The sequence below is a fragment of the Brachybacterium sp. AOP29-B2-41 genome (assembly GCF_052378395.1).
Taxonomy (GTDB): Bacteria; Actinomycetota; Actinomycetes; order Actinomycetales; family Dermabacteraceae; genus Brachybacterium.
Genome location: NZ_JBQSXR010000004.1, coordinates 17,752 through 33,575, shown reverse-complemented (window position 1 = coordinate 33,575; position 15,824 = coordinate 17,752). Strand labels below are relative to the sequence as shown.

Sequence of the window (15,824 nt, the reverse complement as noted above, 5' to 3'; positions counted from 1 at the left end):
TCGCTCGCTCGCTGACCCGTCGTCTCCGCACCGGAGGAGCCCCGTGCCCGTGCACACCGCTGACCAGGTCCGTCACGCCCTGACCAACCCGGATCCGGCCGCCCGGCCGATGATGCGCTGGTGGTGGTTCGGCCCCGACATGGACCGGGCCGAGATCGACCGCGAGCTGCGCGCCATGGCCGAGGCGGGGCTCGGGGGCGCCGAGGTGGCGCTGGTGTACCCGCTGCGTCCCGGCGCCCCGCACTACCTCTCGCCCGAGGTGCTCGCGCACCTCCGCCATGCCGCCGAGCGCGCGCGCGACCTGGGGCTCCGGCTGGACGTGACCCTCGGCAGCGGATGGTCCTACGGCGGCGCCCACATCGGCGCCGAGCATGCCGCGCGGCGCCTGCGCTGGGAGCGGCGGGACCTGGGCCCCGCGGCGCTCGAGTGGGAGCTCGCCCCCTCCTGGCCGGGGGACGAGCTGGTCTCGGTGCACCTGGGCGAGGGCCTGCCGCCGACGGGCTGGCAGCGCCTGCCCATCGAGGGGGCGCGCCTGCAGATCCCCGTTGGCCGCGGGCCCCGCACCGTGCTGCTGGCCTGGTCCGAGGTGACCGGCCAGCAGGTCAAGCGCTCCGCCGCGGGCGCGGAGGGCCCCGTCGTGGACCATCTGAGCGTGGAGGCGGTGCGCCACCACCTGGACACCGTGGGCAGTGCGATCCTCGAGGTGGTCCCCGCAGAGCTGCTCGGCTCCGTGTTCAGCGACAGCCTCGAGGTGTACGACGCGGGCTGGACGCCGGGCCTGCTCGAGCACTTCCGCACCCGCCGGGGTTACGAGCTGCTCGACGTGCTGCACCTGCTCGAGGTCGAGGGGCCGGAGGCCGCGCAGGTGCGCGAGGACTACGGCCGCACCTTGTCCGAGCTGGTCGAGCAGGGCTTCGTGGCCACCTGCCGCGCCTGGGCCGAGGAGAACGGGGTGCGCTTCCGCCTGCAGGGCTACGGGCAGCCCCCGATCACGCTCGGCGCCCAGCGCGGCGCGCACCTGATCGAGGGCGAGGGCGCGGGCTGGACGGCCCTGACCCAGTCCCGCTGGGCGTCGTCGGCCGCGCACCTTGATCGCCGCGAGGTGGTCTCGAGCGAGGTGTGGACCTGGGTGCACTCCCCGTCCTTCCGCGCCGCGCCGCTGGACCTGCTCGCCGAGGCGCATGAGCACCTGCTGCTGGGCATCACGCACTTCGTGGGCCACGGCTGGCCCTACTCCGCGCCCGACGTCGACGGGCTCGGCTGGACCTTCTACGCCGCCGGGGCGCTGGATGACCGCAACGCCTGGTGGCCCGCGATGCCGGAGCTCAGCGCGCACCTGACCCGTCTGTGCGCGGCGCTGCGGCTGGGTGCTCCGGGCGCGGACGTCGCACTCTACCTGCCCTATGCGGACGTGCGCGCCGCCCGCGGCAGCGGCCACGACCTCTGGGCCGCCTGCCGCGCCCACATCGGCGAGCAGATCCCCGCCGCGATCCGCCGTGCGGGTTACGACTTCGACCTGATCGACGACGACGTGCTGACCACCCTGGATCCCGTCGCCCCGGCGGTGGTGATCCTCCCGCGGGTGACCCGTCTGCCCGCCGAGGCGGAGGCCTGGCTGGACCGGGTGCGGGCGGCCGGCGGCACCGTGCTCGCGATCGACTCGCCGGCGTACCCGGCGGGGATCGCGGTGCCGATGCCGACGGATGAGTACGACGACGGTGCGCTGATCGACCACGCGACCCTTTCGATGGTCGGCGCCGCGGGCGGCGGGGCCGACGGCGGCGGGGACAGCGCCCTCGCCGGCGCGCTGCGGGAGGTGCTGCCCCCGCCGCTGCAGCTGAGCGGGGACGGAGGTCAGGTGGGGGCCGTGCGTCGGCGCCTGGCGGACGGGGAGCTGCACCTGCTCGCGAACACCGGCCCCACCCGTCGGACCCTCGACCTCGCCCCGCGCACGCCGCGTGCCGCACTGCGACTGCTCGATCCCGCCGACGGCTCCGAGCACGCCCTCCCGTCCGAAGGGGGCGAGGTCGAGATGCACCCCTACCAGGCGCTTCTGGTCCTGGTCACCGACGAGGAGGCGGGCCCCGCCGTGACAGCAGATTCTGCGCTCGGCCTCGGCGAGCCGGCACCGCTGCGCCTCGAGGGCCCCTGGACCCTGACCCGGGAAGGTGAGGCGCCGCTCCCGGTGACCCTGCCGCATCTGCTGCACGGCGCGGACGCCGCGGATCTGCGCCCGCTGCTGCTGGAGACCGAGGTGCAGCTCGACGAGGACAGCGCCCGCGGCCCGCTCGTGCTCGACCTCGGCGAGGGCTCGGTGCTGCCGGCGGCGGGCGGGGGCAGCGGCTACCGCGCCCTGCTGGACCCGCCCGTGCGGGAGATCGCCGCCGTGCTGGTGGACGGGCAGGAGGTGGGCCTGCTGTGGCGACCCCCGTACCGCCTCGACCTCACCGGGAAGCTGCGCACAGGAACCACCCGGCTGGGACTGCGGATCCACGGCACCACCGCCGCGGCCGCCGCCCGGCCGGACCACGCCGAGGCCGCGGCTGCGCAGGTCGCCGAGGCGCATGCGGCCTACGGCGAGAGGTTCCAGCAGCAGGAGCTCGAGCGGATGCTCGACGGCGTCGCGACCGGTCTCGGCGCGGTGCCGGTGCTGCGCCGCTCAGAGCGCTGAGGCCGCCCGCGCCCGGCGCCGGGCCCGGGAGGAGACCGCGAGCTGCACCGCGGTGTGGGCCAGCAGCACCAGACCGAGCGCGGCACCGCCTCCCAAGACCAGGACGGACATCCACGTCCCGCCGATCTGGCCGTAGAACACGCTCGGCAGCATCAGGAGCAGCCCCGGTATGAACAGGACAGCCGTGGCCGCGAGTGTGACGAGCGCGGGCAGGATCTGCGCATAGGGCGAGGCGCCGGTGGCGGCGCAGGCGAGCCACAGCAGCACCACGCCGATCACGGCGGTGATCGTCGCGAGGGGCGGGGTCCCCTCCATGCCGAAGGTTCTGGCGTAGGAGATCGACGCGACCGCGAGTCCGTTCATGGCCATCAGCGTCGCCGCCAGCATGACGAGGGGCACCAGCGCCACCCCGGCGAGCGAGAGCGCCAGCGGCGGGCGCGGCCGCCGACGGGCGATCACCAGGGCCAGACCCAACCCGCCCATCACCGGGAACAGCAGCAGCGTCACCCCCTGCGAGAACAGCCCGAAGGCCGCCTGGTAGAGGCACTCCGGCAGCCTCTCGTGCAGCAGCACGGGCAGCCGCGGCCAGACGAGCTGGCTCAGCGGGAACAGGGTCAGCAGGCTGACGCTGAGCAGCCCCGCCGAGCTGGCCAGGCCCGTCGCCACCACCGACGCCAGCAGCAGCAGACCGCCCACCAGGGCCAGGAGGGTGGGCAAGCCGTTCGGGGAGAAGAGGTATGACAGCAGCTCGTCCAGTGCACCGAGCCGCATCAGCAGGTGCTGCTGCCACGGCGTCGCGCCGTACACCACCAGGCTCGCGGCCACCGGCGTCACGATCAGTGCGTACACCACGGTCAGCAGCCGCGCGATCGCGCCCGAACCCGTGCGCACCGGCAACGGCCCGGAGGCGGGTTCGGGCGCCCGCGCCGGAGACGTCTCGGCCGTGCTCGGTGGCTGCCCGGGGGAGGGGGTGCTCGGATCTGTGCTCATCATGGCCTCCTGGATGCCCTCGTCGGCATGGACCCCGGACCCGCCTCGAGTCGCCGCGCCCCCACCTGTGCTCGTGGTAGGAGCATATGTCGGAAAAGGCGCATTCCGGGTGCTTCCTGCGCGGGAGAACGCGGAGCGGGGCGCACTGCGCGATAAGGTCGCGTGATCGAGGTCCCGGAGCTCCGCGGACCGTGCTGTTTCGCGAGAGGAGGGGGCTGTGGCCGGGATGCGCGTAGTGGGCATGAAAGATGTCGCGCGGCATGCGGGAGTCTCCGTGGGTACGGTCTCCAACGTCCTGAACCGTCCCGCTATCGTCTCCCCGGACCGTCGCGAGAGGGTCGAGGCCGCGATCGCCGAGCTCGGCTACGTGCGCAACGACGCCGCCCGGCAGCTGAAGCTGGGGCGCTCGAGCACCGTCGGCGCGATCGTGCTGGACTCCGGCAACCCCTTCTACGCCCAGCTCGTCGGCGGCATCGAGGCGGCCGCCGAGGACTCGCAGCTGATGGTGATCGCCGGCAGCACCGGCAACCGCGAGCAGCGCGAGCGCCTCTACCTCTCCCTGTTCGAGGAGCAGCGGGTGCGGGGGATCCTGCTGGCCTCCACCGGCAGCAGCGCCGAGCTGATCGAGGCGATCCGCGGCCGCGGCACCCCGGTGGTGATGGTCGAGAGCGCCCAGGCCGAGCGCGGCTTCTCGGTGAGCGTCGACGACATCGCCGGCGGTGAGATCGCCGTGCAGCACCTGGCAGGGCTCGGGCGGCGCCGCATCGGCGTGGTCGCCGCACGGCAGGACCTGCGGCAGGTCGCCGATCGCCTCACGGGCGCCCGCCGCGCGGCCGAGGCGGCCGGGATCGAGATCGAGGTGCTCGAGGCGGAGGACCTCACCGTGCTCGCCGGCCGCACCGTCGGCGAGGCGATCGTGGCGCGCAGCACCGCCGAACGCCCCGACGCCGTGTTCTGCGTCAACGACCTGCTGGCCGTGGGCGTGCTGCAGGCCTTCGCCTTCCGCCATCAGATCGCGGTGCCCGAGGAGATCGCGCTGGTGGGCTACGACGACATCGCCTTCGCACGCTCCACCGTGGTGCCCCTGACCTCCGTCTCCCAGCCCGCAGACCTGATGGGCCGCACCGCCCTCGCACTGCTCGAGGAGCAGATCGCCCGGCCCGATGCCGCGCCGCGGCACGTGAGCTTCATGCCGACGCTGGTGGAGAGGGAGTCGTCGGGGGCCCGGTGAGTGCGAGAGCCTGAGCCCCCGACGCGCCGCTCAGCTCACGCGATCGTGACCGATCGGCCCGTGCCTGTGACGGACGAGCGCTTCCCGTCGGGGAGGACGATCTCCGCCTCGACCCCGTCGGGGATCGTGACGTCGAGGGCGAACCCACCGGAGGCGGTGGACCAGGAGACCTCCACGCGGCCGGCGGCGGAGTCGTAGGCCCCCTTCGCCCAGTCGATGCCGGGTCCGGGCACGGGCTGGATGCGGAGGCGGCGATAGCCGGGGGCTGCGGGCCGGATGCCGAGGACGACCTGGTAGATCCAGTCGGCCACGGCGCCGAGGGCGTAGTGGTTGAAGCTCGTCATCTCGCCTGGGTTGATCGCGCCGTCCGGCAGCATCGAGTCCCAGCGCTCCCAGATCGTGGTGGCGCCCATCGAGACGGGGTAGAGCCAGGAGGGGCACTCCTCCTCGAGCAGCAGGCGGTAGGCGTCCTCGACGTGCCCTGTCTCGGACAGGGCCCAGGTGATGAAGGGCGTGCCGGCGAACCCGGTGGAAACCTTGTAGCCGGCCTCGCGCACCACCTCGGCGAGGCGCGCCGCGGCCTTCTCGCGGGTGGCGGGCTCGAGCAGGTCGAAGGCGATCGCGAGCGCGTACACGGTCGCGCAGTCCGAGCGGATGATCCCGTCCTCGTGCACGTACGCCTCGGTGAACGCGGCGAGCGTACGGTCGGCCAGATCCTGCCAGCGGCGGGCGCCGGCCTCCTCGTCGAGCAGCCGCGCGGTCTCCGCCGCGAAGCGGGCCGAGCGGATCAGGCAGGCCGTCGCGACGACGGCCTTGTCGGCCTTCGCGTCGGCCGCGGCCTCCGGCGGGGCGTCGGGGTCCAGCCAGTCGCCGAACTGGAAGCCCTGGTCCCACAGTCCGCTGGGGGACAGGGCCCGCTCGACGGACTCCAGGTGCAGCACCATCCCGGGGTACTGCTCGCGCAGCCGGTCGAGGTCGCCGTAGGCGGTCCATAGGGCCTCCGCGACCCACACCGCGGCGTCGCCCCAGATGGCGGTGGGGGTTCCCCAGCCCTCGAGCTGAGCGGTCGAGGTCCCCTCCTCCGGGCCGAGCTTGATCAGGTCCGGGACCACGAAGGGAACGATCCCGCGGGGGTTCAGCTGTGCCTCGGCCCGCAGGTCCAGCAGCCAGTTGTGTAGGAAGTCGTCCACATCGAACTGGAAGGCGGCGGTCGCGGCGTAGACGGCGATGTCACCGGTCCAGCCCAGCCGCTCGTCACGCTGCGGGCAGTCGGTGGGCACGGCCAGGAAGTTGCCGCGCTGGGACCAGATCGAGTTGCTGATCAGCTGGTTCACCCCGGCGTGGGAGCTCTCGAACCAGCCCGTGCGGCGGATGTCCGAGCCGACCACCACGGCCTCGACGTCCTCGGCGGTCAGCTCGCCGGGCCAGCCGGTGACCTCGGCGTAGCGGAAGCCGTGGAAGGTGAGGGTGGGCTCGAAGGTCTCGCCCTGCGGGTCCCCGGAGAGGGTGAGTGAGTCGGTGGCCTTCGCGGAGCGCAGCGGGCGGGTGCCGAGCTCCTCGTGCTCGAGCACCTCCGCGTGGCGCAGGGTGATGGTGGTGGCTGAGGGCCCGGTGACGGTGAAGCGCAGCCAGCCCACGAGGTTCTGTCCGAAGTCCAGCAGCGTCTTCCCCGACGGGGAGGTCCAGATCTTCTCGGGGCGCAGCGTCTCGTGGCGGGTGATCAGCGGCGAGGCCTGCTCGATGAGCGTGGTTCGGTCGATGTCGACGACGTGCACCGGCTGCGGAGCACCGGGCTCGAGACGTCGGTCCTGGTGCTGGCCGTGGTAGATGTTCGCGCTCGTGATCGCGGTGGGCTGCGCGGACCAGGACGGGTCGGTGACCACGCGCTGACGGGCACCGTCCTCGAACTCGATCTCCAGGGCGGCCAGGAAGGCGAGGTCGTCCCCGTAGCGCACGCCTCCGCGGAAACCGAGATCGCCGCGCCACCAGCCGTCGGCGAGGGTCACCTCCAGAGGGAGCCGGTCCGCGCCGGCGTCACCCGACTCCGTCGCGCGAACCTGCTCAGTGACGTCGAAGCGCTGGATCTGCAGGCGCTTCTCGTAGGTGGTCCAGCCGGGGTTCAACACCGACTTCGTGGCCGGGGCGCCCCCGATGCGCATCTCGTAGAGCCCGTGCGCGGTGGCGATCAGCTCGGCGCGGGCGACCGCGGTGGCTGGCTGGTCGAGATCGGCCACGGTCGTGAGGACCGGGACGCGGCCGTCGTCGGGGTCGGCGGTGATGGCGTGGGCGTCGTCGAGGATGGCGAGAGACGAAGTAGACAGCGCTGTCATGGTTCCTCCTGGAACGAGAAGGTTGCGGTAGGGGTAGGGGCTGCGAGGGGAGGGTTCTTCGTTTCGGCGATGTGGGCGGAGGCGTTATGGGCGGCCGCTCGAGGAGTCCTTGGCGCGGGTGATCACCGTCTGGGGATGGACGCTCTGAAACGTCTCATGATGCTATCGCCTCAGTCGGAGGACCGCTACACGGATCGCGATGTCAGAGGGGCGTGCTCGGGGTGACGACCTCGTTCCCGCGCACTTCACGAAAGGTCAGGCCCAGCAGGCTCGCCACTGCTCGATACGTTGCGGCATGGTGACCCACGGACAGCGACCAGTGGTGATCGACGCCGGTGGAGCTCCACGCGTCGACCCATTCGCCGGGGTGGGTGCCGAAGCCGACTCGAGAGGTCGTATTGCCGATCTGGAGCAGCGGGCCGGGCATGACGGTGCCCTCGGAGGCGACCAGGACGTAGCTTCCGTCGAGCTCCTGTCCCAGTCCGAGCATGGTCACCGGACCTGGCCGGACGTCGAACTCCACGCTGACGCCGTAACCCCGCTTCCCATGGAAGGTGCCCAGTCCGCGAAGTAGCGGCTTGTGGTGACTGATGCCGAGGTGGGCCGGGCCGTCGTGGCCCATCTCGACCACACCGTCGTCGAAGTTGATGGCCTGGATCTCTGTGAACGAGCCGCCGGAGGCGATGCTGTCGCTGATGAGCATTGCGAGAGAATTGCGCAACTCGTACTCACCGGCCGCAGGGATGCCGCGGGCCGTGAGCAGTGAGGCGCCGAGGATCATGCCGGCCGCTATGCGCTCGTGGACCTCGCCGCCGAGGCCGCGGTGGTAGTAGGCGAGGGAATCGAGGGAGTAGTCGTCGACGAGGCGATCAAGTGCCACAGAGACCTTCGCCCCCCACGCGAGATCTTGGTCGTCGACGCTGTCGTCCAGCTCGAAGATCCCAGTCGCAGACTTCCTGCGCTCGGCCACCTCGGTGTCGGTGACCTGGTCGATGCGGACGCGCAGGTCGTCCATCTCAAGCACCTCGACATGGGAGTCGAATGTCGTGGACACCCGCGTGAGGTCGGTGGCGACGTCGAGCATCCCCGGGTAGAGATGTCCGAGTAGCCCGTGGCGGGCCCCACGCAGGCGAGCCCTGGCACGCGCGGCCGCGATCCATCGCTCGATGCGTGCCCAGGCGCGGTCCTCTCGAAGGTGGCCGGTGACCGAACGGAACTCGATGCCCGCTCGGCGGAAGAGGTTGCCGACCTCCGGGACTGGGCATTGACCGCAGTAGGCCAGCCATTCGCCGGTGCCGAAGCTCCCATGGTTCATGCGTTCGGTCGGCTGAAGGTTGATGACCAGCACCGGAGCCCCAGATCGCTGCGCGATCGGCAGCACCATCGAGGAGGTGAGGTAGGTCGTCAAGAACATGACGATGAGGTCCGGATCGGCGATGCGAAGCGTCTCAGCGGCGACCGCGGCCTCCTCTGCGTCGGAGATGAATCCGACGTCGACCACGTGTGCGTCCATGTCCTCGAAGCGACGAGAGACGTATGTCGCCGACTCCTGCAGCTGGGGCAGGAGCTGCGGGAACTGAGGCCAGTAGGCGGCGAGGCCTCCGGCCACGAGTCCGATGGTGGGCGTGGTGCTGTGTCTGGTGAGTCCGGTCTGCAACTCGGGGTGATCGGTGTACGTCATCGTCGTGATGGCCTCCGTAGTGGGACGGAGCCCGACCGTACGCATTCTAATGAAAGGATTCAAGGCCTAGGTGCTGACTCGCCTCCGTGTACCGCGAACGCGCAAGGTCAGTGCTCTGCGTCCACGCTTGTCTCTGTGGAGCGCCGGAGCACGAGTCGCGGCTCGAACAGCTGGCTCGAGTGCCGGTGCTCCTCGGGCGGTTCGGCGGACTCGGTCAGCGCCGCAGCCACTGCCGCTCTGCCGAGTGCGCGCTGAGGCTGGTCGATGCTGGTCAGCGGCACTGGAGCCGAGGCTGCGATCGACAGGTCGCCGTATCCGAGGACAGCGACATCTCGTGGGACGTCGACAGCATGGCCGATCAGCGCTTGAATGACCCCGATGGCGAGCTGGTCATTGGTGCAGAAGATTCCCGCGGGGAGTCGCCCGGAGCTCACGAGTTCCGTGGCGGCGCCATAGCCGGACTCCGAGGTCATCTCCTCGACGATGACCTCGCGGAGGCGGGAAGCGTCCTCTCGGCGGTCCTCGACAGCGCGCCGTGCCCCCTCCGCTCGATCCGCACACTGCGGGATCGAGTGCGGCCCGTTCACCAGCAGGAGGTCGCCGTCGCGAGTGTCGAGCAGGTGCGAGACGGCGAGCGCGCTTCCTTTGACGTCATCCATGGAGACGGAGCAGCCGACCTCGGTGGACTCGGCACGGTCGATGAGTACGAGATGAACGCCCTGAGCGCGGAGTCTGCCCAGTCGGTTCCGATCCGCGGTCAGCGGGGCGACGAGTGCTGCGGCGGCACGGTGCTCGGCAAGGCGCTCCATGTGCTGGAGCTCGCGGGCGGGGTCATCGTGACTGTCGCACAGTACGACGGCGTGTCCGGCGTCGTCTGCCGACTCGGAGACGCCGCGGGCGATGGCCGAATAGAAGGGGTTGGTGATGTCGGGGACGATGAGCCCGATCAGACGGTTGGATCCGCGACGCATCGCGGCTGCAGCACCGTTGGGCACGTAGTCGAGGTCGCGAATCGCTTCCTGCACTCGGCTGCGGGTCGCCTCGGCGACGCGGTCGGGACGGTTGAGGACATTCGAGACGGTGCCGACGGAGACTCCGGCTTCCTTGGCGATGGCCGCGAGCCCCACTCGTGGGCGTGCTGGTCGTGTCACCGGGCCTCCTCGACGCGTGCCTGCCACCTGCCGGCGGGCGTAGCGGCCCATCGTACGGCGGTGGCGCCCGGCGGGACCGTCCTGTGCTGCCCGGATGGGGCAGCTACAGGGTGTTCGGGGTGCACCGCCCTGCGTCAGGTCCGCATTGCGCGGACGTACCGGCTGGCGACAGGGCGTTGACTGTGAGGCACTTCATGATACGTTTCAAGCAGCGTTCTGCAGTGACGCACTGGTTCCCGACGGCGGGTTCTTCCCGTGAGGAGGCGCGAGGATGCGCATCGAACGGCACGGTGCCGGGCGTGACGCGCCGGGCGCGGGGAGTGGTGCGCCCGAGCCCCGCCTGTCCTGGTTTCGGAGCGGAAAGTTTGCCGAGCGGCTCGCCTTCGAGTCGCGGCTGCGCTTCAGGGATATCGCATGACCGGCGATGCTTGTCCCGACCCAGTGCACTCAGTTGGCGAGGTGACGGAACTTAGGCATTGACGCCGGCATGGTTCGACTCAAAAATGAATCCTTTCAGTTAATTACATCAATGTGGTCGATCGAGTTGATCTCCGCGCAACTTCTCGAGGACGAGAGGAAGTACCGATGAAGAGACAGCAGTTTCTTCGCGCTGCCACCGCGACGGCGGCGACAGTTGCGGCGTCCCCGTTCGCGCTTGCGGGATGCGCGCCCGAAGAGAGGGCCACCGGCCCGGCGCCGAGAGGCAGTGGCCCACGGACGCTCATCCTCGGCGTCTCCGGCGAGCCGCAGTCCTTCGATCCCGCCCTCCAGCAGAGCGGCGGCGATCAGCGCTGGAGGTGGCAGGCCACGTTCGACACGCTCCTGCACTGCGAGGCCGACGGCACTGTGGTCCCCAATGCCGCGGAGAGCTACGAGCTCAGCGACGACGCGACCACCTTGACGATGTCGCTGCGCAAGGGGATGACGTTCTCCGACGGCAGTCCGATCGACTCCGCTGCGGTGAAGGCGACCATCGAGCACATGAAGGAAGGTGGCGGGTCCGACTCCGGACGCGTTGCCGACGTCGAGGTGCGGATCCCTGACGACCACACAGTCGTCCTCGAAGCGCCGCGGCCCACCGGCCAGCTGCCGATGTTCATGTGCCTGGCCCCGGGGGCGATCGCGGAGCCCGGGCAGATCGACAGCGGCGCTGTGGCCGCCGCGCCTGTCAGCTCCGGGCCGTACGTGCTCGACGTCGCCGGATCGACCTCGGGCTCGAGGTACCGCTTCGAGAAGCGTGAGGACTACTGGAACGCGGACGCGTACTCCTATGACGTCGTCGAGTTCGTGACGATGCCGGAGGCGACTGCACGGCTCAATGCGCTCATGTCCGGGGAGATCGGCGGTGCGGTGGTCACCTTCGACCAGGCCGAGGAGGCCCGCCAGTCGGGCCTTCACGTACTGGCGGAGCCCGGAACATGGACCGGTATGTACCTCAACGATCGCGCCGGAGAGATGGTGCCCGCGCTCGGCGACGTACGGGTGCGCCGCGCGATGAACATGGTCTTCGACCGTGAGGCCATCGCCGCTCACCTCTATGCCGGCGAGGCCACGGCCACCGCTCAGATTTTCAATCCAGGATCCAGTGCCTACGACGCGTCGCTCGATGGCACATACCCCTTCGACGTGAGCGAGGCACGCCGTCTCATGGAGGAGGCCGGCTACGCAGACGGCTTCGGTATCGAGGTGCCGAGCGTCTCGGGGGACAGCGCCTTCTACAACCCCCTCATCATCCAGCAGCTCGGGCTGATCGGCATACGGGTGACGGAGATCCCTCTCGCCGGCCCCACTGTGCTCACCGACATACTCGGCGGCCGATTCCCGGTGATGTATACGCGGATGGGGACCTCCTCGTCATCGCTGTTCAGCATTGTCGAGGCCCTGGAGCCCGGCTCCATCTGGAACGTCATGCGCTCCGAGGATCCAGCTCTCGAACCTCTGCTGGAAGAGGCACAGGTCGCCCAGGGTGACGACGCGGACCAGGTGTATCGCGAGATTAACGCTCATGTGGTCGACGAGGCCTGGTTCGTCCCCTGGGTTGCGGAGAACACATTCTTCGCCGTCGCAGACGCCTCGATGGTGCCCGAGATGACTGATCCGTTCCGTTACTGCCCGTACCTGAGGGACTTCAAGTAGTCCGCCAGCCATCACGAGGAGGTGAGGCACCCCATGATCGGATATTCACTGCGCCGGCTCGTCTCGGCGCTCCTGCTCACCGTTGCCGTCACGTTCGCGACGTTCTTGCTGATCTTCAGCGACGGAACCGCCATCGCTCGGGCAACTCTCGGCGAGACAGCGACCCAGGAGGCCGTCGACGACAAGGCGGTCCAGCTCGGACTCGACCAGCCGGTGCTGCTGCAGTACTGGAACTGGGTCCAGGGCGTGCTGCACGGCTCGCTGGGCACCAGCTACTTCACGGGTGAGTCGGTGACGTCGATGTTGCTGACCCGACTGCCCGTGACCCTGTCCCTGACCGTGATCGTCATCCTGCTTACCGCAGTCATCAGCGCGCTGGTCGGAACGCTCGCCGCAGTCCGTGGCGGCTGGCTGGACCGCGCTCTGCAGCTGCTCGCTGTAGGGGGCGCCGCGGTCCCTGCCTTCATCGTGGCGATCTTCCTGGTCCTGACGGTCGCGGTTCAGTGGAAGCTTCTGCCGGCGACGGGTTACGTCTCGCTGGCCGAGGACCCGACAGCATGGGTGCGGTCGTTGACGCTGCCCGTCCTGGCCATCCTCGTCGGCTCCGTCGGAGGTGCTGCTCAGCAGTTCCGGGGCGCGGTCTCGGAGGTGTTCCAGCAGGATTTCGTGCGCACCCTTCGGTCGCGAGGCATCGGCGAGTTGCCGATCATCGCCCGGCATGTGCTGCGCAGCGCCGCCGCACCGGGCCTGACGATCCTCGGCCTGCAGACCATCGGCATGCTCGGCGGTGTCGTCCTCATCGAGCAGGTCTTCGCTCTGCCCGGCATCGGCGACCTCGCCGTCGAGATGACGCTCCGCTCCGATATTCCTGTGGTCATGGGGTGTGTCGTCTTCACGGTCCTGGTGGTCGTGACGGTCAATTACATCGCCGATGTCCTGGGCGCCTGGCTCAACCCGAAGGTGAGGCTCGCATGAGCAGCGAATCGACGGCGAACCCGGTCATCGATCCCGAGGTCGTCTCCGACGCCGTGCACGGTGCCGGTCCGCAGAGCGAGGACGGTCGCACCAGTGACCGATTGTCCGTGCGCCTGCTACGCGATCCGATAGCGGTCGCCGCCATGACCTACATCGCGCTTCTGATCGCCGTCGGACTCTTCGCACCACTCGTCGCCCCGAACTCCCCGAACTACGTCGACCTCGAGAACGCGAACACGGCGCCATTCACCGGGGACTTCGTCCTGGGCGGTGACTCCTCGGGACGGGACATCCTCTCTCGTCTGCTCTGGGCGACCCGGGGCACGCTGCTCGCCTGCGTCATCGTGCTCGGCGTATCCACGGTGGTGGGAGTTACCGGTGGCCTGTTGGCCGGCTACTACCGCGGTCGCACGGAGGCCGTCGCGAGCTGGGTGGCCGACGCGATCATGGCCCTGCCCGGAATCGTGCTCCTCATCGCGCTCTACACGGTCATCGGGCCCTCGATCCCCACGGCCATGGCCGTGTTCGGCGTCCTTATCGCGCCGTCCAACTATCGCCTGGTGCGGGCCGTGGTCGCCGAAGTGCGCGACGAGCTGTACATCGACGCGGCGAAGGTCTCGGGCCTCTCGGACCTGCGGATCGTCTTCCGCCACGTGCTCACGGCCGTGCGAGCTCCCGTCATCATCCAGAGCGGCTTCATCCTCGCCGCAGGCATCGGCATCCAGGCGGGGCTGGAGTTCCTCGGGCTCGGCGACCCGCGAGACCCGTCGTGGGGCGGCGTCCTGCAGCAGGCGTTTTCGACGATCTATCTCAACCGCGGCGCCGTGGTAGCGCCCGCGCTGGTCGTCAGCATCACGATCCTCGCCTTCGTGCTCATGGGCAATGCACTGCGCGACGCGCTGCAGGGCACGAGCAGTCGCCGGCCTGCGACCACCGCGCGGGTGGCCGAGGCGCGGGCCTCGCGCCCGGCTCGCTCCACTGGGGGGGCCAGCGAGGCACTCGTGGACGTCTGCGATCTCGCGATCGGCTACTCCGATGGGCAGGGTGGGGTGCGCGCCGTCGTCGACGGCGTCGACCTGCGCGTTCACCGCGGCGAGATCCACGGCCTGGTCGGTGAGTCCGGGTCGGGCAAGTCCCAGATGGCCTTCGCCATGCTGGGCCTGCTCCCTCGCGACGCACTGGTCCTGGGCGGTGCAGTCGTGTTCGACGGCGTCGACCTGCTCTCCGACGTCGGAGCCCTGCGACGGGCGCGTGGCACACGTATCGCGTACGTGCCGCAGGAGCCGATGAGCAATCTGGATCCGACGATCACTATCGGTCGCCAGCTCACCCTCGGCCTCCGGGCGGCGAAGCCGATGCCGAAGGCTGAGGCTCGCGCCCACCTGCTGAGCCTGCTGGATCGAGTGGGCATCGCCGACCCCGAATCCGTGTTCGGCATGTATCCGCACCAGATATCGGGCGGAATGGCGCAGCGCGTCCTCATCACCGGCGCCATCGCCGGAGACCCTGACCTGATCATCGCGGACGAGCCGACGACCGCCCTGGACGTGACCGTCCAGGCCGACGTCCTCGCCCTGCTCCGGGAACTGCGTGATGAGCGAGGTCTGGGAATGGTCCTGGTCACCCACGATCTCGGGGTCGTCGCGGACATCTGCGACACCGTGAGCGTCATGCGCCACGGCGCGATCGTCGAGCACCAGGAAGTCGAGGGACTGTTCGCAGCTCCCGAACACCCCTACACGCGCGAGCTGCTCTCAGCCGCGATGGATCCGGAGGAAGCGTCATGACCGAGAGAGCAGAGAGAGCGCAGCTGCTGCGCGTGGAGAACCTGGTGGTCGAGTACCGATCAGCTGGGCTGCGCCCTCCGAAACGGGTCATCGACGACGTCAGCCTCGAGATCGCCGAAGGGGAGACCCTCGGCCTGGTCGGCGAGTCCGGATCCGGGAAGACCACCATCGGCCGAGCCGTCCTCGGACTCGCTCCTGTGACCGTGGGGCGGATCCTCGTGGATGGCACCGACCTCAGCAGTCTGAGCCGGCGCGCGCGCCGAGACGTGGGCCGGGACGTCCAGGCGATCTTCCAGGACCCGTACTCCTCGCTGAACCCGTCGATGTCCATCGCCGACATCCTCGCCGAGCCCATCCGCGAGGGGACACCGGCGTCCAGACGAGAACGGGTGGGCGAGCTGCTCGACGCGGTCGCACTGCCGTCCGACGCCGGGCGCTTCCGTGCCCGGGAGTTCTCCGGCGGTCAGCGCCAGCGCATCGCGATCGCACGAGCGCTCGCGCTGAACCCACGGCTGATCGTCTGCGACGAGCCCACCAGCGCCCTCGACATGAGTACGCAGACCCGCGTGCTCGACCTGCTCCGCGAGATCCAGGAGCGCACCGCCGTGTCCTATCTGTTCATCAGCCACGACCTCGGCGTCGTCCGCGCCATGAGCGACCGCACCGCGGTCCTGCTCCGCGGCAGCCTGGTCGAGGAGGGCACGGCAGAACAGATCGCCCGCCACCCGAAGCACCCGTATTCGCGGCGACTTCAGCTCGCGACACCCGTCCCGGATCCGGTGCTCCAGAGAAGACGGCGCGAGAAGCGCCTGCAGGTCCTTCGCGACCAGGCGATCGCCGGCGTCTCCTGACTCCTGGGATCCCGACAGCAC

Annotated in this window: 11 protein-coding genes; 7 read left to right on the top strand and 4 right to left on the bottom strand. The window is 70.0% G+C overall.

What is annotated here, in order from left to right; all coding sequences use genetic code 11:
* Window positions 1-43 precede the first annotated feature (43 nt).
* Entirely contained in the window at window positions 44-2,671 is a 2,628-nt protein-coding gene (locus tag ACT3T9_RS05165; protein WP_444606091.1) for a glycosyl hydrolase, read from the top strand.
* Here the strand turns inward: ACT3T9_RS05165 and ACT3T9_RS05160 are convergent.
* Window positions 2,660-3,664, bottom strand: coding sequence for a hypothetical protein (locus tag ACT3T9_RS05160; protein ID WP_444606090.1), 1,005 nt, complete (start codon window positions 3,662-3,664; stop codon window positions 2,660-2,662). The two genes, ACT3T9_RS05165 and ACT3T9_RS05160, sit on opposite strands and share 12 nt — an antisense overlap.
* 214 nt (window positions 3,665-3,878) lie before the next feature.
* Here ACT3T9_RS05160 and ACT3T9_RS05155 point away from each other — a divergent pair, with 214 nt between their 5' ends.
* On the top strand, window positions 3,879-4,892 hold the full coding sequence (locus ACT3T9_RS05155) for a LacI family DNA-binding transcriptional regulator (RefSeq protein ID WP_444606089.1): 1,014 nt from the start codon (window positions 3,879-3,881) through the stop codon (window positions 4,890-4,892).
* A gap of 35 nt (window positions 4,893-4,927) precedes the next feature.
* Here ACT3T9_RS05155 and ACT3T9_RS05150 read toward each other — a convergent pair whose 3' ends face one another.
* The 3 genes from ACT3T9_RS05150 to ACT3T9_RS05140 form a co-directional block, all read right to left on the bottom strand.
* Window positions 4,928-7,222, bottom strand: a complete 2,295-nt coding sequence (locus ACT3T9_RS05150; RefSeq protein WP_444606088.1) for a family 78 glycoside hydrolase catalytic domain — start codon at window positions 7,220-7,222, stop codon at window positions 4,928-4,930.
* Between the two features lie 202 nt (window positions 7,223-7,424).
* The gene (locus tag ACT3T9_RS05145) at window positions 7,425-8,903 is read right to left on the bottom strand and encodes an arabinose isomerase (RefSeq protein ID WP_444606087.1); all 1,479 of its coding nucleotides are present in this window, start codon (window positions 8,901-8,903) and stop codon (window positions 7,425-7,427) included.
* Window positions 8,904-9,010: 107 nt separating this feature from the next.
* Window positions 9,011-10,054, bottom strand: coding sequence for a LacI family DNA-binding transcriptional regulator (locus tag ACT3T9_RS05140; protein ID WP_444606086.1), 1,044 nt, complete (start codon window positions 10,052-10,054; stop codon window positions 9,011-9,013).
* Between the two features lie 271 nt (window positions 10,055-10,325).
* Here ACT3T9_RS05140 and ACT3T9_RS05135 point away from each other — a divergent pair, with 271 nt between their 5' ends.
* From ACT3T9_RS05135 to ACT3T9_RS05115, 5 genes are all read left to right on the top strand, one after another.
* Window positions 10,326-10,472 (top strand): hypothetical protein, encoded by a 147-nt coding sequence (locus ACT3T9_RS05135; protein WP_444606085.1) that lies wholly within the window; start codon window positions 10,326-10,328, stop codon window positions 10,470-10,472.
* A 167-nt stretch (window positions 10,473-10,639) separates the two neighbouring features.
* The gene (locus ACT3T9_RS05130; protein ID WP_444606084.1) at window positions 10,640-12,190 is read left to right on the top strand and encodes an ABC transporter substrate-binding protein; all 1,551 of its coding nucleotides are present in this window, start codon (window positions 10,640-10,642) and stop codon (window positions 12,188-12,190) included.
* 33 nt (window positions 12,191-12,223) lie between these two features.
* Window positions 12,224-13,165: an ABC transporter permease gene (locus tag ACT3T9_RS05125; protein WP_444606083.1), complete on the top strand. Its 942-nt coding sequence runs from the start codon at window positions 12,224-12,226 to the stop codon at window positions 13,163-13,165.
* Window positions 13,162-14,952 (top strand): dipeptide/oligopeptide/nickel ABC transporter permease/ATP-binding protein, encoded by a 1,791-nt coding sequence (locus ACT3T9_RS05120; protein WP_444606082.1) that lies wholly within the window; start codon window positions 13,162-13,164, stop codon window positions 14,950-14,952. Before ACT3T9_RS05125 ends, ACT3T9_RS05120 begins: the two co-directional genes overlap by 4 nt.
* Entirely contained in the window at window positions 14,949-15,803 is an 855-nt protein-coding gene (locus ACT3T9_RS05115; protein ID WP_444606081.1) for an ATP-binding cassette domain-containing protein, read from the top strand. The genes ACT3T9_RS05120 and ACT3T9_RS05115 overlap by 4 nt, the downstream gene beginning before the upstream one ends.
* The last annotated feature ends 21 nt before the right edge of the window (window positions 15,804-15,824 follow it).